The 20,191-nt window shown below is 61.0% G+C and carries 20 protein-coding genes and 1 pseudogene; 14 read left to right on the plus strand and 7 right to left on the minus strand.

All coding sequences use genetic code 11. The features are described 5' to 3' along the window. Window positions 1-39: 39 nt before the first annotated feature. Together IU397_RS07660 and IU397_RS07665 are read left to right on the plus strand one after the other, a co-directional pair. On the plus strand, window positions 40-513 hold the full coding sequence (locus IU397_RS07660; protein WP_204412126.1) for a hypothetical protein: 474 nt from the start codon (window positions 40-42) through the stop codon (window positions 511-513). Between the two features lie 66 nt (window positions 514-579). Beyond that, entirely contained in the window at window positions 580-1,071 is a 492-nt protein-coding gene (locus IU397_RS07665; protein ID WP_204412127.1) for a hypothetical protein, read from the plus strand. A 15-nt stretch (window positions 1,072-1,086) separates the two neighbouring features. Here the strand turns inward: IU397_RS07665 and egtD are convergent, their stop codons facing one another. Further along, on the minus strand, window positions 1,087-2,025 hold the full coding sequence (gene egtD, locus IU397_RS07670; protein WP_204412128.1) for an L-histidine N(alpha)-methyltransferase: 939 nt from the start codon (window positions 2,023-2,025) through the stop codon (window positions 1,087-1,089). A gap of 3 nt (window positions 2,026-2,028) precedes the next feature. Next, window positions 2,029-3,279, minus strand: coding sequence for an ergothioneine biosynthesis protein EgtB (gene egtB, locus IU397_RS07675; protein WP_204412129.1), 1,251 nt, complete (start codon window positions 3,277-3,279; stop codon window positions 2,029-2,031). 415 nt (window positions 3,280-3,694) lie between these two features. Between egtB and yghU the strand changes: the two are divergent. The 6 genes and pseudogenes from yghU to IU397_RS07705 all read left to right on the plus strand — a co-directional run bounded on the left by yghU (window position 3,695) and on the right by IU397_RS07705 (window position 8,988). After that, window positions 3,695-4,599: pseudogene (yghU, locus tag IU397_RS07680) on the plus strand (glutathione-dependent disulfide-bond oxidoreductase). 289 nt (window positions 4,600-4,888) lie between these two features. Next, a complete protein-coding gene (locus IU397_RS07685) occupies window positions 4,889-5,173 on the plus strand; it encodes a hypothetical protein (protein WP_204412130.1) in 285 nt (94 codons plus the stop codon). Window positions 5,174-5,263: 90 nt separating this feature from the next. Further along, window positions 5,264-6,169, plus strand: a complete 906-nt coding sequence (locus IU397_RS07690; RefSeq protein WP_204412131.1) for a ribokinase — start codon at window positions 5,264-5,266, stop codon at window positions 6,167-6,169. Between the two features lie 104 nt (window positions 6,170-6,273). Then, a complete protein-coding gene (locus IU397_RS07695) occupies window positions 6,274-7,098 on the plus strand; it encodes a UDP-2,3-diacylglucosamine diphosphatase (protein WP_204412132.1) in 825 nt (274 codons plus the stop codon). A 19-nt stretch (window positions 7,099-7,117) separates the two neighbouring features. Then, complete coding sequence (locus IU397_RS07700) at window positions 7,118-8,341, plus strand: DUF3419 family protein (RefSeq protein WP_204412133.1); 1,224 nt, start codon at window positions 7,118-7,120, stop codon at window positions 8,339-8,341. A gap of 5 nt (window positions 8,342-8,346) precedes the next feature. Next, on the plus strand, window positions 8,347-8,988 hold the full coding sequence (locus tag IU397_RS07705; RefSeq protein WP_204412134.1) for a class I SAM-dependent methyltransferase: 642 nt from the start codon (window positions 8,347-8,349) through the stop codon (window positions 8,986-8,988). A gap of 42 nt (window positions 8,989-9,030) precedes the next feature. Here IU397_RS07705 and IU397_RS07710 read toward each other — a convergent pair whose 3' ends face one another. Then, complete coding sequence (locus IU397_RS07710; protein ID WP_204412135.1) at window positions 9,031-11,250, minus strand: molybdopterin cofactor-binding domain-containing protein; 2,220 nt, start codon at window positions 11,248-11,250, stop codon at window positions 9,031-9,033. A gap of 3 nt (window positions 11,251-11,253) precedes the next feature. Further along, window positions 11,254-11,718 (minus strand): (2Fe-2S)-binding protein, encoded by a 465-nt coding sequence (locus IU397_RS07715; protein ID WP_204412136.1) that lies wholly within the window; start codon window positions 11,716-11,718, stop codon window positions 11,254-11,256. A gap of 169 nt (window positions 11,719-11,887) precedes the next feature. On the opposite strand from IU397_RS07715, the gene modA reads away from it, so the two are divergent. The 3 genes from modA to modC are packed head-to-tail and all read left to right on the plus strand — an operon-like array spanning window position 11,888 to window position 14,422. Beyond that, complete coding sequence (gene modA / locus IU397_RS07720; RefSeq protein ID WP_204412244.1) at window positions 11,888-12,622, plus strand: molybdate ABC transporter substrate-binding protein; 735 nt, start codon at window positions 11,888-11,890, stop codon at window positions 12,620-12,622. Between the two features lies 1 nt (window position 12,623). After that, window positions 12,624-13,316, plus strand: coding sequence for a molybdate ABC transporter permease subunit (modB, locus tag IU397_RS07725; protein ID WP_204412137.1), 693 nt, complete (start codon window positions 12,624-12,626; stop codon window positions 13,314-13,316). After that, on the plus strand, window positions 13,313-14,422 hold the full coding sequence (gene modC, locus IU397_RS07730) for a molybdenum ABC transporter ATP-binding protein (RefSeq protein WP_204412138.1): 1,110 nt from the start codon (window positions 13,313-13,315) through the stop codon (window positions 14,420-14,422). Before modB ends, modC begins: the two co-directional genes overlap by 4 nt. A 107-nt stretch (window positions 14,423-14,529) precedes the next feature. Here modC and IU397_RS07735 read toward each other — a convergent pair whose 3' ends face one another. The 3 genes from IU397_RS07735 to mazG are packed head-to-tail and all read right to left on the minus strand — an operon-like array spanning window position 14,530 to window position 16,941. Then, complete coding sequence (locus tag IU397_RS07735; RefSeq protein ID WP_204412139.1) at window positions 14,530-15,558, minus strand: aldo/keto reductase; 1,029 nt, start codon at window positions 15,556-15,558, stop codon at window positions 14,530-14,532. A gap of 9 nt (window positions 15,559-15,567) precedes the next feature. Further along, entirely contained in the window at window positions 15,568-16,056 is a 489-nt protein-coding gene (locus tag IU397_RS07740) for a cupin domain-containing protein (RefSeq protein ID WP_204412140.1), read from the minus strand. 60 nt (window positions 16,057-16,116) lie between these two features. Beyond that, a complete protein-coding gene (gene mazG / locus IU397_RS07745) occupies window positions 16,117-16,941 on the minus strand; it encodes a nucleoside triphosphate pyrophosphohydrolase (protein WP_204412141.1) in 825 nt (274 codons plus the stop codon). A 55-nt stretch (window positions 16,942-16,996) separates the two neighbouring features. Between mazG and IU397_RS07750 the strand changes: the two genes are divergently transcribed. Genes IU397_RS07750 through speB (IU397_RS07760) form a run of 3 tightly spaced genes read left to right on the plus strand, consistent with a single transcriptional unit; the run spans window position 16,997 to window position 20,064 of the window. Continuing rightward, the gene (locus tag IU397_RS07750; protein WP_204412142.1) at window positions 16,997-18,166 is read left to right on the plus strand and encodes a M20 aminoacylase family protein; all 1,170 of its coding nucleotides are present in this window, start codon (window positions 16,997-16,999) and stop codon (window positions 18,164-18,166) included. Then, entirely contained in the window at window positions 18,167-19,126 is a 960-nt protein-coding gene (gene speB / locus IU397_RS07755) for an agmatinase (RefSeq protein WP_204412143.1), read from the plus strand. After that, window positions 19,123-20,064: an agmatinase gene (gene speB, locus IU397_RS07760; RefSeq protein ID WP_204412144.1), complete on the plus strand. Its 942-nt coding sequence runs from the start codon at window positions 19,123-19,125 to the stop codon at window positions 20,062-20,064. The genes speB (IU397_RS07755) and speB (IU397_RS07760) overlap by 4 nt, the downstream gene beginning before the upstream one ends. Window positions 20,065-20,191 lie beyond the last annotated feature (127 nt).

The raw sequence follows: 20,191 nt of genomic DNA on the forward strand, positions 1-20,191 counted from the left end.
GCGATCCATCGCGGGTCGCTGCGTGTCGAGGGTGATTTCATGTTGCCTTCGGAGATGACGGCGGTCTTTGGCGACCTTGGGGTCGGGGGGCGGATCTCGACAGAGGTGATTGGTGACGACCTTGGGGTGGCGACCCTACCGGTCCTTGGTGATGTGAACTGCGCATCAATGGTGAACGCGTCTGCGGGCCTGATCCTGATCTCTGGTGATCTGTCGGTGCGGGATTGGGTTTTTGCGAATGCCCCGGATTCCTCTCTGGTCGTCGGGGGTGCTTTTGAGACGCCACTGTTCATCGGATCCGATATCTGGGTCGCTGTGGGCGAGACGGCCCGCATGGAAGCCGGGATCGGATATGCCGCGCCGATGGGCGCGGATGGGGAGGAGGATTTCACGCGCATCATTCGTCCCGCCATGAACGAGCGATTGACGCTGCGAATGCTGGACCTGGATGAGCATGAATGGGAGGAGATCTTGGATGAGCAGTTCATCGAAACGGGGACTATTGTGCCCTGACTTTCGCCGCCGAAAAGATCTACTCAGACTGAATTATACCATGCAGTTATTGGAAAACAAACGCGGATGACGGACGATCCTATCGCGCGGCCAAAGGAGGGGACGGTCAAACCCTTCGGTCCGCTAATTCAAGTGCCGTATCGGGCCAACTTCGCCGGCGATGACTTGCGCAGGGTAAAGCAAGGCCTTCTTCCCAAGGCCATGGAAGACAAATGGATCATCTATTGGGCCGATGATGTTGTGCATTTCCACCGATCCTGGACGGGCATGGGGATCTATCAGATCCACCTTGTCGCCGATGGCGGTGGCGCCCGAGTTGATGCCGCGTTTGTTGCGAAGAAAGATGATCAGAGCCCAGAGGATTTGGCGTACCAAGCGCAGTTGCTTGATTTTCTGGTGGGCAACCTGCTGCTGGGGCGGCGGGACCCGTTTCCGCTTCCACTGGGGCATGGGGACAAGCACGACGGTACCCTGCAGCACAGTGTTTCCGGCACTGGCTACCCGCAGAAAAACGCGCGCGATAGCGGGACCTGCGCCACAGACAAAAGCCGGGACTGACGGGAGCCTACTACCCTACTGCGGGGTCAGCAGGCAGACGGCGAAGTCGTCGGCGTCGTCAGTGAGGAATTCGGCCATGTGCCAACCTGCTTTGCCGATGATGGCGCCAATGCTGTCAGGTGTGTATTTATGGCTGTTTTCGGTGTGGATGCTTTCGCCTGATGCAAAGTCAAAGCTGTGTTGGCCCAGTGTGACGGTCTGGCCGGCTTGGCTGACCAGATGCATCTCGATCCGGGCGTCTTCGGCGTTCCACCGCGCCTCATGGGCAAAGGCGTCAAGGTCGAAATCGGCACCCAGCTCTGAGTTCAGGCGCGCAAGCAGGTTCATGTTGAAGGCTGCGGTCACCCCTTGGACATCATCATAGGCGCGCAGCAAACGGTCCGTTTCCTTGACCAGATCGATGCCCAGGACAAAGGACCGGACGTCCGGCCAGTTTCGGGCGCGCTGCAGCAGATCAATGGCGTTTCGCGGGTTCAGATTGCCCAAGGTAGAGCCGGGAAAGAAGCCAACCTTGGCGCGGCCTTTCAGGGCATCGGGGAACGACACGTCAGACATAAAATCACAGGCGACGGGGCTGATCTGCAGGTCGGGATAGTCGGTCTGGAGACCCTTGGCCGTCTCTGCCAGGAAGGCCTCAGAGATATCGAGGGGGGTATAGGTCGTGATCTGGGGGATCGCGTCCAACAGAATCTTGGTCTTGACGCTGGCCCCGCTGCCAAGCTCAACCAGGGCTGTGTCATCGGGCATGTGGGCGGCCAACGTTGCGGTTGCCCCGCGCAGGATCGAAAGCTCTGTGCGGGTCGGATAGTATTCCGGCAATTCGGTGATCTGTTCGAACAGCTCACTGCCCGTTTTGTCGTAGAACCATTTGCTGGCCAGCCATTTGGGCGCGGCGCCCAACCCGTCCACGGCTGAATCCCATAACTCGGTATTTTCACGAAGATGCTTGTTCATAACTTACAGATCCTTTGCAAGGCGCAGGCCCAGCATTTGCCAACGTTGATGGGGGAAAAAGAAAGTACGGTAGCTGCGGCGCATTTGTTGGCGGGGGGTGGCACAAGACCCACCGCGTAGCACCATTTGGTTGACCATGAATTTACCATTGTATTCGCCAATGGCACCGGCGGGTGGGCGGAAACCGGGATACGGGGTGAATGGGCTTTGCGTCCATTCCCAGACATCGCCCCACATGCGGCCACCGGGCAGGGGGCGCAGGGCCGCGGTTTCCATGAAATTGCCGGCGATCAGGTTGTCTGCGCTGGCAACCTCCCACTCCGCCTCTGTCGGCAGGCGGGTCCCGGCCCAGCGGGCAAAGGCATCGGCTTCGTAATAGCTGACATGGACCACTGGCGCGTCAAGGTTGACAGGCTGCGCACCGCGCAGGGTGTAAGACCACCAGGCGCCGTCCTGTTGCCACCAGTAAAGCGGAGCATCCCAGCCTTCGCGTTGGCAGGTGGTCCAGCCATCCATGAGCCACAGGGGTTGCTGGGCATACCCGCCATCGTCCATGAACGCGACCCAGTCGCGGTTGGTGACCGGACGGTCGGCCAATTGGAACGGCTGAAGGAAGGTCTGATGGCGGGGTTGTTCGCAATCATAGGCAAAACCGTCGCCGCCATGGCCGATCTCAACCAAGCCGCCATCGTGGCGGGTAAAAGTCAGGGGCTGTTCTGTGACGACCGGCATCGGTTCGGGGTCGCGATAGGTGGGCAGCAGCGGATTGTGCGACAGACCGTGCAGCAGATCGGTCACCAGCAGTTCCTGGTGCTGCATCTCGTGATGGCAGCCCAGTTCGACAAGATCCAGCAGGCCCGGATCATCATCGCGCTGTTCCATCAGATTTTGTAACGCCTCTTCGACATGGGCGCGGTAGGCGCGCACGTCATCAAGCCCGGGGCGAGAGATCAGGCCGCGCTTGTCGCGCGCATGGCGCGGCCCGGCCTGGACATAGTAAGAGTTGAAAAGAAACGCAAAACGCTCATCCGGGGAGGCGTAATCGGTCACGCGGGGCTTGAGGATGAACTCCTCAAAGAACCAGGTGGTATGCGCGATATGCCATTTGGCGGGGCTCGCATCCTCCATCGATTGCAGCATCATGTCTTCGGGCGTGAGGGGGGCGACCAACGCATCGGTCTGCTGCCGGACGGACCGGAAAAGATCCGGGATATCTGCGGTGTCGGTCTGCGGGCGAACAGATGATCTGGTCATGGTCGGGCCTTTGGACTGCGAACGTGGCTGCTGATGGCGCATGGTCAAGGGTTGCCTCAACGGGGCCCCGAAGCGGAGCGATGAGGTAAAAGTGACGGATCAGCTGCCAGCGCGTGGCAGAGATAGGGTTTGACATGCGGGGGAGAGATATCCGGTCCTGCTGGTTGCGATCGGGCGTTGCGCCGGGTTGGATCCTCAATATGGCGTGTCTTAACGGAGCTGCCAGGATTACCTCTGATCTGGGTCCGGTTCGGCAGCAACTCGCCTCTTGCCCGCGGCAGGAGCCGGGGCTTTGCGCGGGGTGGGGTCGTGCGTCGATCACGATCTTGCCATCCCGATCACGGGGTTCGGCCCTTGCAGCGGGGGCGCCTGACCCATACCCCTGGGACGAAAATTCCTGACGAAGGCAGATCCGATGGCTGAAACCACCCCCTACACCCCGCCCGAAACCTGGACCTGGGACAGTGAAAGCGGCGGCAAGTTCGCCAGCATCAACCGCCCCATCGCGGGCGCAACCCATGACAAGGAGTTGCCGAGGGGTGCGCATCCATTCCAGCTGTACTCCCTGGCCACGCCCAACGGCGTGAAGGTCACGGTGATGCTGGAGGAGCTGTTGGCAGCCGGGCATGTCGGTGCGGAATACGATGCCTGGCTAATCAAGATCGGCGATGGCGATCAGTTCGGCAGTGGCTTTGTCGGGGTCAATCCAAACTCAAAGATCCCCGCCTTGATGGATTAAAGATCCCCGCCTTGATGGATTACAGCGGCGAAACACCGGTTCGGGTGTTCGAATCCGGTGCGATCCTGTTGCACCTGGCAGAGACATTCGGCGCCTTCCTGCCGGCTGATCCGGCAAAACGCCCTGAATGCCTGTCATGGTTGTTCTGGCAGATGGGCAGCGCGCCCTACCTTGGCGGCGGCTTTGGCCATTTCTACGCCTATGCACCGGAAAAGTTCGAATATCCGATCAACCGCTTTACGATGGAGACCAAGCGGCAACTGGACGTGCTGGACCGCCATTTGGCGGACAGCCAATTCATGGTCGGCGATGAGTATACGGTGGCCGATATCGCGATCTGGTCCTGGTATGGGCAACTGGTTCTGGGGCGGCTGTACGATGCGGTGACCTTTCTGGATGTCGAGAGCTATACCCATGTCAAGAGATGGGCCGACGCGATCGACGCCCGGCCTGCGGTTTTGCGCGGCCGCAAAGTAAACCGCAATTTCGGGGAGCCGGAAATGCAGCTTCACGAACGCCATGCAGCCGCCGATTTCGACACAAAGACGCAGGACAAGGTCGCGCCGGAGGGAGCGGATTAATCCACATCCGGTCTGGTAGTTGCGCGTACCGGGGAAGATCACCCGACCTCATTTGTCCTCGGCATGGGGTTCGGGGCGCACATCAATGCATACGGTGTTAAGATACCACCTTGATCTTTGACCGGACAAGGCGGGATCGCGTGCATTTTTGAAATATATTGAAACTCTTGTTTGTCCTGAGCGCGGTATTTTGGTATGTATCGCTGGAGCGCATCGGTGGGCAGGGGTTGTCACATGCCCCCACCACCTGACACCGATCTCACGATCAGAGCCACATGGGAGGCTGTTCATGCGTAACCTGACACGATCTGAGAGTATTTCGTCCGTGCTTGAAAAACTTGGTCCGTTTCCGATGCAGACATTGGAGACGTTCGAAGATTTGGGTCTGAACGATGAGGAGATCTGTGGATATTTCGCGATCTCCGCAACGGATTTGGCGCGGGTGCGCCAGATCGACCAGGTTTTGCCCCATGATCAGACAGATGGGGCGGCGGTCCCACGGTTTACGGGCGTGCCCTTTTCGCATCGCAAACCGGTTTTTAGCGCATTCATGGCAACCCGTGCCAGTTGTTAGGCCCATTCGCTAGGCGGAGCCAAGCTGTAAGTCCTCTACCCGTTGGTCCGGTCTTTCGCTAGACAGGGCCAAGCCAAGTGCGGGGGATAGATGGGACAGGTCGTCATTCTTGGGGTCTTTGTGGCGGATACCACATACCGGGCAACCCGCATGCCAAGGATTGGTGAAACCTTTCTGGGTGACGGATTTGCCTTGGGCCCAGGTGGCAAGGGATCCAACCAAGCCGTGGCCAGTGCGCGTATCGGCGCTGACACCCATTTCATCACCCATCTGGGGCAGGATGATTTCGCTGACATGGCGCTTGGCCTTTGGGATAAGGCTGGGATCACACCACATGTCACGCGCAATGCAGACAGCTACACCGGGGCCGCCTTCATCTTTGTGGAACAGGGATCCGGTGACAATGCGATCATCATCTCTCCCGGGACGGCGGCCTTGATGACCGGGCAGGATATGGAGGCCCACTCCGATCTGATCGCCGGGGCGGATGTTTTTGTCACCCAATTGGAACAACCGGTGGAGGCTGCCTTTCGTGGGTTGGAGATTGCCCGCGCAGCCGGTGTTACGACCATTCTGAACCCGGCCCCGGCGACCGACTTGCCGGACGGGATGCTGGCCTTATGCGATTATGTCACCCCGAACGAGACAGAAACGCAGGAGTTGACCGGGCTGTGCGTCACCACGGTCGAGGATGCGGTACGCGCAGCAGACGCCTTGCGCGACCAAGGTGTTGGGACACCCCTGATCACCCTGGGTGAACGCGGGGTCTATCTGGCAGGGCATGGTCTGGTTCCGGCGATCACGGCAGGACCCGTGGTTGAAACGACGGGGGCTGGTGATGCCTTCAACGGCGCATTCGCCGCGGCCTTGGCCGAAGGGCAACCCCCTGTGCAGGCAGCCCGGCTTGGCTGTGCCGCAGCGGGGCTGTCTGTCACGCGCACCGGCACCGCCCCGTCCATGCCGCACCGGGCAGACGTTGACGAATGGCTCAACTGACCTTAGGGCAAAGATATCGTGATCCCGGTGGGTTGGGCAGTCATGTTACTGTCATGCGGGTGACATAACCGAGTGCAAAACAACATGGCGACGTTGGGCTGGATGTGAAATACCGCACCATCTTTTTGTCTGACATTCATCTGGGCACGCGGGGCTGTCAGGCAGGGTTGCTGCTGGATTTCCTGTCATGCCATGACGCGGATGTCTTTTACCTGGTCGGGGACATATTCGACGGATGGAGCCTGCGCCGTGGCTGGCATTGGCCGCAAAGCCATAATGATGTGATGCAGGCCTTTCTGGCCAAGGCCCATGACGGGGCCAAGATCATCTATATCCCGGGCAACCATGACGAGGTGATGCGCGCCTATCTGGGCACCCATTTTGGCGGGATCGAGGTCATGCAAACCGCCAACTTTACCGCACTTAACGACCGTAAATATCTGGTGACCCATGGCGATCAATTCGACTCGGTCGTGGTTTATGCCAAATGGCTGGCCCATGTCGGCGACCGCGCCTATGTCGCGATCCTGCGGTTGAATACCTGGTTGAACAAGGCGCGCTGGATGTGGGGCGGGCAATACTGGTCCCTGTCGAAGTGGCTGAAAAATCAGGTAAAGCACGCTGTCAGTTTCATCAGCCATTATGAAGATGCCCTGACGGACGAGGCGCGGCGCGGCCATTATAATGGCGTGATCTGTGGCCATATCCACCACGCCAATATCCGCCATATCGGCGACGTCGAATATGTGAATACCGGGGATTGGGTCGAAAGCTGCACCGCCATTGTCGAACGCGACGACGGTGAGTTGCATTTGATCGACTGGGCGTCCTCGAAACGGCTGCGCGAGATGGCCCGCAAGGCCAATGGCAAGCGCAAGAACAAGAAACGCACCGTAAGCGTCGATCCCGACATGCGCGAAAGTGCCTGAGCAGAAGAGAATTCCAGGAATGACGACGACACAATCCACCGAAGAGCGGCTGGGCGCCGCCGTCCATCAGAACACGGCCCTGTCCAAGGATGGCATGTTGGAACGCGCATTTTCACGCCTATTCCGGGGGCTGGTCTATGCGCAGATCTGGGAAGATCCAGTGGTGGACATGGCGGCGTTGCAAATCGGACCGCAGGATAACGTGGTTTGCATCGCGTCCGGCGGGTGCAACATGATGTCCTATCTGACGGCGCGCCCGTCCTCGGTCACGGCGGTGGATCTGTCACCGGCCCATGTGGCGCTGGGACGGCTCAAGATCGCAGCCGCACAGCACCTGTCACAGGCGGAATTTTATCAGCTTTTCGGTGATGCCGATCAGCCGGGCAATCCTGCACTGATTGCCCAGCTTGCGCCGCATCTGGACGCGCAGACGCGGCTTTTCTGGCTTGCGCCGCGCGCGCCCTTTCGGCCCCGGGCGCAGATGTTTCGGCGCGGCTTTTATCGCAATGGCGTGCTGGGACGTTTCATCGGGGCGGCCCATGTGGTGTCTGGCATTGCCGGGGTCAGTTATGCGCCTTTCCTCAGGGCCAAGACGATGGAGGATCAGCAACGCTTTTTTGACAAACGCATCAACCCGCTTTTTGACCGCAAGGTCGTGCGGTGGATGGCCCGCCAGCGCGCGTCTCTGTTTGGCCTGGGCATTCCGCCGGCGCAATATGACAAACTGGCCGCCGATGGTGGCGGTGACGTGATTGAGGTGCTGCGCGAACGGGTCAGAAAGCTGACCTGCGATTTTCCGGTGAGCGAGAATTACTTTGCCTGGCAGGCGTTCAATCGTGGGTATCGGAAGGGGGGGCAGGGGCCGGTACCGCCGTATCTGGAGGCGGATCAGTTCGAGGCTGTCCAATCCAGTGCAGCCCGCGCCAGCATCACAAATCAGTCTGTCACTGATATGTTGGCCGATGCGCCCAGCGGATCGAAATCTTGCTACGTCTTGTTGGACGCCCAGGACTGGATGACAGATGCGCAGTTGAACGCTCTTTGGAGCCAGATCACCCGCACCGCCGCGCCGGGCGCCCGGGTTATCTTCCGCACTGGCGGGGCGGCCGATATCCTGCCGGGCCGCGTGGTCGACGAGACGCTCCGGCGCTGGAGCTATGATGCAGAAGCGTCCGCCACGGGTTTTGCCGCCGATCGCTCGGCCATTTACGGTGGTTTCCACCTTTACCGGTTTCAGGGATAGCCGCCATGACGGATCAGGCGGGGAACCACGCGGAACTTATGAACGCCACCTACCGGCGCCAGCGATTGATCTATGATCTGAGCCGGAAGTATTTCCTGCTGGGCCGCGATCATCTGGTCAAGTACTTGCATCCGCCATCGGGCGGACACGTTTTGGAAGTTGCCTGCGGCACCGGGCGCAATCTGGCCCATGTCGCGCGAAAACGGTTGGGGTGTGACCTTTACGGCCTTGATATCTCGACCGAAATGTTGCGATCTGCTGATCGCAGGCTTTATGGGCGGGCGCAACTTGCCCAAGGCGACGCCTGCAACTTCGACCCGCACGCCCTGTTTGGTGTGGATGGGTTCCACCGGATCATCCTGTCATACAGCCTGTCCATGATCCCCGATTGGGAGGGTGCCCTGCGCGAGGCAGTGCGCCATCTGGCGGAGGGTGGGGAGCTGCATATCGTGGATTTCGGTGACCAAGGCGACCTGCCCGCACCGTTCAAACGCGGGCTGCGCCAATGGTTGGCCAAATTCCATGTCACCCCGCGCGACACATTACCGACAGTGCTTGAGGAGCTGGCCCTGGCCGAAGGCGCACGGGTTGAACAAACCATGCTTTATCGCCGTTACGCCCAATATGCGGTTTTCGTGAAGGCGTGACGGGCCGACGCCACCGCGCCTGGCCCAGTCGCCTGCGCGCGATCATGCGACAGCGAACCCGTGTTTCGTAATCGGCAAGGTCTGGATGCGTTCCCCGGTGGCTTGAAAAAGTGCGTTGGCCAAGGCGGGCGCGACAGGCGGTACGCCCGGTTCACCCAGCCCACCGGGTGGGTGGTCGCTTTCCATGAAGTGGACAGCCTGTACCGGAGCATTGGCGAGGCGCAACATGTCATAATCCGGGAAGTTGCGCTGCTGGATCTGCCCATTTGCCACCGTGATCTCTCCATACAGGGCCGCCGTCAGGCCAAAGATGACGGAGCCCGTGATCTGCGCCTCAGCCGCGTCGGGGTTGATGACCCTCCCGCAATCCACAACGGAGGTCACGCGCGGGACATGCACGGCGCGGCCCGCATCAATGCGGACTTCCACGACCTGGGCCACGATGGTCTCAAAGCTTTTGACCATGGCAATGCCCCGCCCATGTCCTGCGGGCAGGGTGGTCTCCCAATCGGCAACCTCGCGTGCATGTTCCAGAACCGCACGGATCCGCGGATCGCTTGTGTGATCCAGACGAAAGGCAAGAGGGTCCGCGCCGGCCTCCGCGGCAAGGGCATCCATGAAACTTTCGTGGAAAAAACCCATCTGGGTGAAGTCCACCGCCCGCCAGGTTCCGACCGGTAGGGGGCTGGGGCATTTGATGCGGGCAATGTTGCGATTGGGGATATCGTATTGAAGGCCAAAGGGGCGTTCGCTGTCGGGCATACCGCTATCCGCATCGATATAGGTGTGGTGGATCGCAGTGATTTTTCCATCTTCGACGGTGCCTGTCATGCGGCTGAGGATGGCGGGGCGATAGGCACCATTGGCCATGTCCTCTTCCCGCGACCAGATGACCTTGACCGGCTGGCGGATCTTGTCCCCGATCGCGCCCGCGATGGAGATCACGTCCATCTCCGCGCGCCGTCCGAACCCGCCACCCAGGTAGACGGGGTGCATCGTCACTTGATCTGGCGTCAGGTCCAGCCGCCTTGCCGCCCAGTTGCGCGCCATGATCTGGTTTTGATGCCCGACCCAGACATCGCAGGCCCCATCCCGGACCCAGATGGTGCAATTCATCGGCTCCATCGTGGCATGGGCGAGGTATGGGACCGAGAAATTCAGGCTTATGGGGGTACCACGCTCTAATGCAGCGTCCACGTCACCGTCGCGATCCATGACCTCCCGCTCCTTGTCGGTCAGGTCGGCGTCTTGGGCGGCGCGGATGGTATCCGATGACAGGTCGGGTTGGCCCCCGTCCCAAGTGATCTGCAACGCCTCCAACGCGCGGGCGGCTGTCCAATAGCTGTCGGCGGTCACGGCAACCGCCCGGCCGATGTTCACGACCTCCCCCACACCGCCACCGGTGGGCAGACCGCTTTGATCAACGGCTGTTGCCCGCGCACCCAGCACCGGTGGCAGCGCCACGGCAGCGTAGACCATACCGGGCAAGGTGACATCCATGCCGAATTGGGCAGCCCCGGTTACCTTGCCCGGCAGGTCAAGCCGAGGTCGGGAGGTGCCCACGATTGTGTACGCATCCGGGCTTTTTAGAACCGGTTTCAAAGATGGGGTGAAGTCCGCCGCGCGGGCAGCCAACGCGCCATAGGATGCGCTTTGACCGGTCTTTGGATCACTGACCGTGCCCTTGCTGGCGACCAGTGTCCCCGCGGGGACATCCCATTCGACGGCGGCTGCCTTGACCAGCATTTCCCTTGCCGCGGCACCAGCCCGGCGCATCCCGTGATGTCCGGTCAACCGGATCGCGGTACTGCCGCCGGTCAATTGACCGACCAGGTTTTCAGATATCTTGAAAAACGCGAAATCCAGCATCGGGTAGGCAAAGGCGGGGATGCGGGCCCCTTCGCCCACGATGTACCCGCGCCCGAGATCACTGTTGGTGTAGGCATCGGTCGCGGGGGCCTGCACGATCTGGATCTGATCCCAGTCGGCATCCATCTCTTCGGCCAGCATCTGGGCCAGACCGGTGCCAGCGCCCTGGCCCATCTCCGCATGGGGGGTCAGGACCGTGATGCGATTGTCCGGCGTGATCTTGACCCAGGTGTTCAGGATCGTCTCACCCTTTTCCGCCGTGTCCGGATCGGCCATCTTTAACCGGTTGGGCGAAAGGGTCAGCCCCAGGGCCAGACCCCCGCCCACAATACCAGCCGTTGCGAGGAAGGAACGGCGGGTCCATTTGCCCAAGGTCGTGCGTTTCCGGGCCATCCCTTACCCCTCCTTGCGCAGTTGGGCGGCCCGGTGCACGGCGGCGCGGACCCGGTCATAGATGCCGCAGCGGCAGATATTCGTGATTGCCGCGTCGATATCGGCATCGGTCGGGTCAGGCGTTTCGTTCAGCAGCGCCTCCGCCGCCATGATCATGCCAGACTGGCAATAGCCGCATTGCGGGACCTGATGCTCCAGCCAGGCTTGCTGCACCGCATTCAGCGCCCCATCGGTTGCCAATGCTTCGATCGTGCGGATTTGAGCCCCCGCTACGGATGAAACCGGCAACATGCATGTCCGCGTTGCCGTTCCATCGACATGCATAGTGCAGGCCCCGCATGCCGCAATGCCGCAGCCGAATTTCGTGCCTGTCAGCCCCAGCTTTTCCCGCACCACCCAAAGCAGCGGCATGGCCGGGTCAACATCCACCGAAACCGGCTGTTCGTTGAGCAAAAAATTTATGGCCATTGGCGGCTCCATCGCTGCGTCATGGTGCGGGCTGACCTTTGTCCGGTCCTAGACCGACGGGCAGGGCACAGGTGATTTCAAGAGCACTGACGGTTTGCGTCTATCGCTGTGTTGTCGGATAAGTCAGGTTGACGTTGGGAGACATATAGTGGGCTTGCATCGCGGTATCATGGGGGGGCTTCTGGCTTTGGCCGGTTTTTTTTCCGTCCCGTGCCATGCCGATGATCTGACGGTCTTTGCTGCGGCCAGCCTGAAAACGGCCCTGGATGAGGTGGCTGGATTCTATGAAACCACCACGGGGCACCAGATTACGCTTGTCTTTGCCGGATCCTCAACCCTGGCCCGCCAGATCCAGCAAGGTGCCCCGGCGGACATTTTCATCTCTGCTAACGCGGCCTGGATGGATGTTGTGCAACAGGACGGTGGGATCCTCGCCGAAAGCCGGTTCGATCTGGTCGGCAACAGGTTGGTTCTGATTGGCCAGAGCGACGCTGACCCCCTGGCGCAATTCACAGATGTCCCTGAACGCCTGGGGGACAGCCCGCTGGCGATGGCCTTGGTCGACGCTGTCCCGGCAGGGATCTACGGCAAGGCCGCATTGGATCATTTCGGGATCTGGGCAGATGTGATGCCCTATGTGGCCCAGTCGGACAATGTGCGGGCTGCCCTGGCGCTTGTCGCCCTGGGGGAAGCCCCTTTGGGCATCGTCTACGCCTCCGACGCGGTCGCCGATGACAGGGTGAACGTCGTGGCGACGTTTCCCACCGACAGTCATCCCGCTATCCGATATCCCGCCGCATCGACCGGGGACAACCCGTTGGCCGCGTCTTTCCTTGACCATCTGAAAGGGGAGGCCGCCCAGGCCGTTTTTGCCCGTCAGGGTTTCCTGCCGGCGGGTGGTTAAGGTGGATTGGCTCGGGCCAGAGGAATGGCAGGCCGTTCGATTGTCGCTTCAGGTTTCGGTCTGGGCGACGCTGCTGTCTTTGCCCGTTGGTTTGTTGGTGGCCTACGCCCTGTCACGGTGGCGGTTTCCGGGGCGACAGCTGTTGAACGGGATCGTGCATTTGCCATTGATCCTGCCACCGGTCGTAACGGGGTACCTGTTGTTGATGACCTTTGGCACCCAGGGGGTTGTCGGCGGGGTGCTGGAACAGATGGGTGTCGTTCTGGCATTTCGGTGGACGGGGGCCGCCTTGGCCGCTGCGATCATGGCATTTCCACTGATGGTGCGGGCGATGCGGTTGTCGCTGGATGCGATTGACCCGAAACTGGAACAGGCCAGCGCCACCCTGGGCGCGGGGCCCGTTTGGGTCTTTGCGACTGTCACATTGCCCTTGGCCCTGCCGGGTATCATGGCCGGCGGCATTTTGGCCTTTGCTAAGGCGATGGGGGAATTCGGGGCGACCATCACCTTTGTCTCGAACATCCCCGGACAGACCCAAACCGTACCATCTGCGATCTACGCCTTCCTGCAGGTCCCGGGGGGTGAAGGAGCTGCGCTTCGGCTGGTGACGGTCTCTGTCATTCTGGCGATGGGCGCGCTTTTGTTGTCCGAGGTTCTGTCGCGCCGCATCGCGCGACGGGTGTCGGGCGCATGAGTCTGTCGGTGGCCATCACCCACCGCCATGGCGATTTCACATTGGATGTGGCGTTCGAAGCGCCGCCCGGGGTGACGGTTCTGTTCGGACGGTCCGGCGCAGGCAAGACGACCGTCGCCAATGCGGTGGCCGGGATCCTCAAGCCGGATACGGGCCGAATTGCAGTGGATGACCTGGTGCTGGTCGACCAGGCGAAAGGCGTCTGGTTGCCGCCCCACAGGCGCAGGCTGGGCTACATCTTTCAAGAAGGGCGGCTTTTTCCCCACCTGACGGTGCGCCAGAACCTGGCCTATGGCCGCTGGTTCGCACCGCGCGACCGTGCCTCAGATGACATGGCGCGCATTGTCGAATTGTTGGGGATCGGCCATCTGTTGGATCGTCGCCCCGTGGTCCTGTCGGGCGGAGAAAAGCAACGGGTTGCCATTGGCCGTGCTGTGCTCGCGCGACCAACGCTCATCCTTGCGGATGAACCGCTGGCAGCCCTTGATGCCCCCCGCAAGGCCGAGATCTTGACCTATTTCGAACGTCTGCGGGATGAGGTGGCGATCCCTGTCCTTTACGTCACCCATGCCGTGGCAGAGGTTGCCCGCCTGGCCACCACCGTCGTGGCGTTGCGTGATGGTGCGGTGGCGCGGGTCGGACCGGCCGCCGCCGTCTTGGGCGATCCGAGCTTCACGCCTGCAGGCATTCGGGCCGTCGGTGCGGTGCTCGAGGTCGTGGTGGCCCGCCACCATGCGGATGGATTGACCGAAGTGACCGCGGGCCAGGATGCGCTGTTCCTGCCCCGCATCGCCTCGCATGCAGGCACAAGGCTGCGCATCCGCATCGCCGCCCAAGATGTGCTTTTGTCGCGCGACCGACCCACCGGGTTATCGGCGCTCAACATATTGGGCGGCAGGATCGAAACTATTCGACCGGGGGAAGGACCGGGCGCCATTGTCTCCCTTAATACCAGCGCGGGGCTTGTTCTGGCCCGGGTCACCCAGCGATCGGTCAAGGCGCTTGGCCTGACCGAGGGGATGATTTGCCATGCGGTCATCAAAACCGTGGCCACCGCCCCCGAAGATGTCGGCGGTCAGATCAAAGAAGCGCCGCCACCTAAATAAACCAAACTCCAGACAGCCCGATGGTTTCGGCAAAACACCATCATCCCATCATGTGTCCAAAAATATCCCCGCCGGAGGCACAAAACCTTCTCCACCATCTATTCCGGTCACACCGGTGCATCCTGTCGCAACAACCCCTCCGCTTTCAACTCAGCCCAAAGGTCGGCGGGTATTTCGGCATGGGCGGCTTTCAGGTTGCTCTGCGTCTCTGCCGCGCCTTGGCCGCCGGGAATGACGCTGACATGGGCCGGGTGGCGCAAGGGAAACTGGAACGCAGCCTCGACCAAGGGCACGCCATGGGATTGGCAGATCGCCTCGATCCGGGCCACCCTGTCCAGAATGTCCTGCGGCGCGGGGTCATAATTGTAATACGCGCCGGATACCGGCCCCGTGGCCAGGATGCCGGAATTGTAGGCCCCACCCGCCACGATGCCGATCCCGCGCGCCTCGCAAAGCGGCAGAAAGCTGGTCAGTGCGTCCTGTTCCAGCAGGGTGTATCGACCGGCCAGCAGGAACAGGTCGAAATCCCCGCGTTCGGCAAGCGTCTGGCATACTTCCCATTCGTTGACGCCGCCGCCGATCGCGGCGACTGCGCCCTCTTCCCGAAGCTTGAGCATCGCATCATAGCCGCGCTGATCGAAGAATTCGTCGATCCGGGCATCTGACGCCGCCTTTGATCCATGGGTAAAGATACACAGGTCATGCACATAAAGGATATCGATCCGGCTGACGCCCAATCGTTCCATGGAAAACTCGATCGAGCGCATGACCCCGTCATAGCTGTAATCGTAAACTTCCCGGCGTTGCGGGACCTCGAACCACTTGCCCAGGCCGGTCCGACCCTCGGGCGGGCATGGTTGCATCAACCGCCCGACCTTGGTGGAGAGCACGTAGTCATTCCGGGGCTTGTCGCGCAGAAAGCCGTTCAACCGTGTTTCTGACAGGCCCAACCCATAAAGGGGTGCGGTGTCATAATACCGGACGCCTCCGTCCCAGGCGGTGTCGAGTGTCGCACGGGCCTCCGTATCGCTGATCGCCTTATACAAATTACCCAAAGGGGCGGTGCCAAAGCCCAGTTCGGTAAAGGTCAAACCGCCGGTCCCGTGGCGATCCCATTTGCGTGTCTTCAGGGTCATATCGCTCCCCTACTTCTTGGTGCCGGCAACAGGTTCTTCGATGGCCTCGATATCAACGAGGTTCCATTTCATGCCGGCATTGCGATAGATCCGTTTGTTCAAGCGGGTGTAATCGGCCATGTCATGGTCCAGGCGCTGGCCAACGACGATGCAACGAAACGTATCTGTCCCGGTATTCCTGATCGAATGAGCCAGGCCGCCCTTGCGGTAGCCCAGAAAATCACCGGCCTTGATCTCCTGTGCCGTTTCGCCGGTATAGGCGGTTGCGGTCCCGTCCAGCACGTAGACACATTCATCTTCGTAGTAATGCATGTGATGCTCGGTTGTCTCATCGCCAGGTTCGACTTCGATGATATGAAAACCAAGGCCGGTAAGCCCCGTTAGATCGCCCAGGGATTTGTTGACCCGGCGGGCCTGCGGGTTGAGGAAATGGGTCTTGTCCAACCCAGCCATCGCGGCAATCTCCTCTCGCGTGACGAGATATTTATCCGTGTCCATACGCGCCCCCTCTTGGCAAGTTCAGAGGCATCCTTTCAGGCGTCGATGCCCGCGACAAGGTCAGGAACGTTCCGCGCGTTTTGCGGCATCCCACAGCGCGTCCATCTCCTGCAAGGTGGCATCGTTCGGTGTGCGACCATCGGCGGCCAGCGCATCTTCGATGCTGCCAAAGCGGCGGGTGAACTTCGCGTTGGTCCGGCGGAGCGCGGCTTCGGGATCTACATCCATGTGGCGAGCGAGGTTGACCATCACGAAAAGCAGATCCCCCATCTCATCCTCGATATGATGGGCATCCGCGGTCTCCGCGGCTTCGGTTAGTTCGGCGGCCTCCTCGGCGATCTTTGCCAGAACATCGCGGGTCTCCCCCCAATCAAAGCCCACGCGCGCCGCCCGCTTTTGCAGCTTCAGAGCGCGGGTCATGGAGGGCAACCCCAGAGCCACGCCATCCAGGGTCCGAACCTCCCCCTTTGCAGCACGTTCGCTTGCCTTTTGCGCCTCCCAGTCGCGGGTCTGCTGATCTGCGGACTTGTCCCGGCTTTGATCGCCAAAGACATGGGGATGGCGGGCCACCATCTTGTCAGCAATGGCGGTTGCAATGGAGTGGAAGGTGAATCGCTCATCCTCCTCTCCCATCTGGGCGAAATACACGACCTGCAACAGCAGATCGCCCAATTCGCCTTGCAATTCGTCCCAGGCCTGCCGCGCAACAGCGTCGGCCACCTCATATGCTTCCTCGATCGTGAAGGGGGCTATGGTGGTGTAGGTCTGTTCGATATCCCAGGGGCATCCGGTCTGGGGATCACGCAGCCGCCGCATGATTTCCAAAAGGCGCGGAAGACCGCCGCTTGGGTCATGAACGAGCGCGTCGGATATTGGATCGGTCATTGCGTGCGGTCCCTCGATGCGGTTTGGTGAGTTATCCCAAGCGAGAGACCATGCCATGCCCGTCGTCAACCGAATTGCTGACTATTCCGCGGACATGACAGCTTGGCGGCGGCATTTGCATGCCCATCCGGAACTGAATTTCGAATGCCATACGACCGCGGATTTTGTGGTGGAGCGCTTGCGGGAGTTTGGCGTGGACGAAATCCACGAGGGCATTGCCACAAGCGGTGTGGTGGCGGTCATCCAGGGGCGCGGGACCAGCGAACGGATCACCGGATTGCGTGCGGATATGGATGCCTTACCCATCGCGGAAGAGACGGGTCTGGACCATGCCTCCACCGCGCCGGGCAAAATGCATGCCTGCGGCCATGATGGTCACACAACCATGCTGTTGGGGGCCGGGCGCTACCTGGCAGAAACGCGCAATTTCGCGGGGCGCATCGTCTTGATCTTTCAACCGGCCGAAGAAGGCGGCGGTGGTGCGGGTGTCATGGTTGATGATGGCGTGATGGACCGGTTCGGCATTACCGAGGTTTATGCCATCCACAACGTTCCCGGCCTGGTCCAGGGCAGTTTCACAACGCGCACCGGGCCGATCATGGCAGCGGTCGACACGTTCGAGGTGTTCATCACGGGGCGCGGCGGCCACGGGGCCAGACCACAGGAGACATGCGATCCGATTATCGCGCTTTTGGGGATTTCGAATGCGCTGCAGACGATTGTCAGCCGAAATGCCAGCGCCCTGGACAAGCTGGTGGTCAGCATCACGCAAGTTCATGCAGGCACGACCGACAATGTGATCCCCGAAACCTCTTATATCTGCGGGACGGTGCGGACATTCTCCCCCGATGTGCAGGACATGGTCGAACGGCGCATGAAAGAGATCGTTGCGGGGCAGGCGGCGAGCTATGGTGTTGACGCACGTCTGGCCTATACCCGCGGTTATCCCGCCACAGTCAATCACGCGAATCAAACGGCGTTTGCCGCAGAGGTCGCGGCTGAGGTTGCCGGGGCCAGCGCCGTCACCTCCGATGGCCCGATGGAAATGGGGGCCGAGGATTTCGCCTATATGCTGGAGGCACGGCCTGGTGCCTATCTATTCATGGGCCAGGGGGAGAGCGCGGGCCTGCACCATCCGAAATACGATTTCAACGATGCGGTGGCACCAACCGGGGCGAGTTTTTTTGCCCGCCTAGTCGAACGGGCCCAACCGGTGGCGCGATAGATGGCGCTGGAAGACGCTAAAAATCAGGTCGATCTGGCCTTTACCCGCGATGGCCTGAAAGGTCCGGCCAGCGAGAACACATTTGGCGGTGCGGTCTCTTTCCTGCGGCGGCGCTATACCAAGGATCTGACCGGCGTGGATCTGGCAATTACCGGCGTGCCCTTTGACCAGGCGGTGACCAACCGTCCGGGCACTCGGCTGGGCCCCCGTGCGATCCGGGAAGCCAGCACCCTGCAACCCTATGATCCGCCCTATGGGTGGGGGTTTGATCCGCTGTCGGAGTTGGCGATTGCAGATTATGGCGATCTGGCTTTTGACTATGCCAAGGTGCCGAATTTCCCCCAGGCGTTGACGACCCATATCGCTGGGATCCTTGCGGCGGGGCCGGGGGTGATCAGCCTGGGTGGGGATCACTTTGTGAGCTACCCTATCTTGCGGGCATTCGCCGACCGCTTTGGCCCGGTGGCGCTGGTTCAGTTCGATGCCCATTCAGACACCTGGCCCGATGAAGATCGCAGCCGGATCGACCATGGCACCATGTTTTACAAGGCGGTTGAGGATGGGCTGATCCTGCCCGAAGCCTCTGTCCAGATCGGCATTCGCACCACCAATCCCGATCCGCTTGGCATTGCCCAGATCGACGCACGCGCGGTGCATGAGGCGGCCCCGGGTGACGTGGCGGCCCGGATCAAACAGATCGTGGGTGACCGCCCCGTCTACCTGACCTTTGATATTGATTGCCTGGACCCCGCCTTTGCCCCGGGGACGGGCACACCTGTCTGGGGCGGACTCAGTTCGGCCCAGGCGGCGGCGATTTTGCGGGATCTGGCCGGCATCAACCTGGTGGGCGGCGATGTGGTCGAGGTGTCACCCCCCTTTGACGTGGGCAACGTCACGGCCGTGGCAGCAGCCCATGTGGTGACCGAATTGATCTGTCTGTGGGGGTGGACCCGACGATGACCCATCAGCCGCTTTCCGGTAATGATATGCCCCGCTTTGCCGGTCCAGGCACGTTCATGCGCCTGCCCGCCGCAGAGACGGCGGAGGGTCTGGACGTGGCGTTCATCGGCGTTCCCATGGATATCGGCACAAGTTGGCGATCCGGCACCCGATTTGGGCCAAAGGCGATCCGCGCCGAAAGCGCCATGATCCGCCCCCATAATATCCAGACTGGTGCGGCCCCGTTCGATAAGCTGCATTGCGCCGATATCGGCGACGTTGCAATTAACACCTTCAACCTGACCGACAGTCTGACGCGGATCAAGGCGGCTATTTCAAAGGTGCTATCCGCCGGTGCGATCCCCATGACGTTGGGCGGCGATCACACATTGACGCTGCCGATCCTGCGGACGATGGCCGCCGCCCATGGCCCGCTTGCCCTGATCCATATCGATGCCCATGCGGATGTGAACGACACGATGTTTGGTGAGGCCGAGGCCCATGGCACCGTCTTTCGCCGCGCCTATGATGAGGGTCTGCTGATCCCCAACAAGGTCTGGCAGGTGGGACTGCGGGGCACAGGCTATGGCGCCGATGACTTTGAAGAGCCGCGCGGCTGGGGCTTTAATCTTGTGACTGCGCCCGAGATCTGGCACCGGTCGCTGACGCCGCTGGGAATGCAGATCCGCCACCAATTGTTGGGGCACAAGGTCTATATCACCTATGACATCGACAGCCTTGACCCCGCTTTCGCCCCAGGGACGGGCACACCCGAAATCGGCGGGCTGACAACACCGCAGGCGATGGAATTGATCCGCAGCTTTCGTGGCCTGGATATCGTCGGATGCGATCTGGTCGAGGTTTCACCGCCCTATGACACGAGCGGCAACACCGCCCTCGTCGCCGCCAACCTGATGTATGAATTGCTTTGCATATTGCCGGGTGTTTGGTCCGACTGAACGCAATCCTGGCCCAGCGCGCCGCTGAAGCGCTGAATTGACCTTTCCGGGAATGACAGGTTTCACGCTCCGGAACGGACATCGATGGCCGCCGTTCTGGCGCTGGTCGGGCGGGGACGCGGCCCCT

The sequence above is a fragment of the Actibacterium sp. 188UL27-1 genome (assembly GCF_016901225.1).
In the GTDB taxonomy this organism is placed as follows: Bacteria; Pseudomonadota; Alphaproteobacteria; order Rhodobacterales; family Rhodobacteraceae; genus 188UL27-1.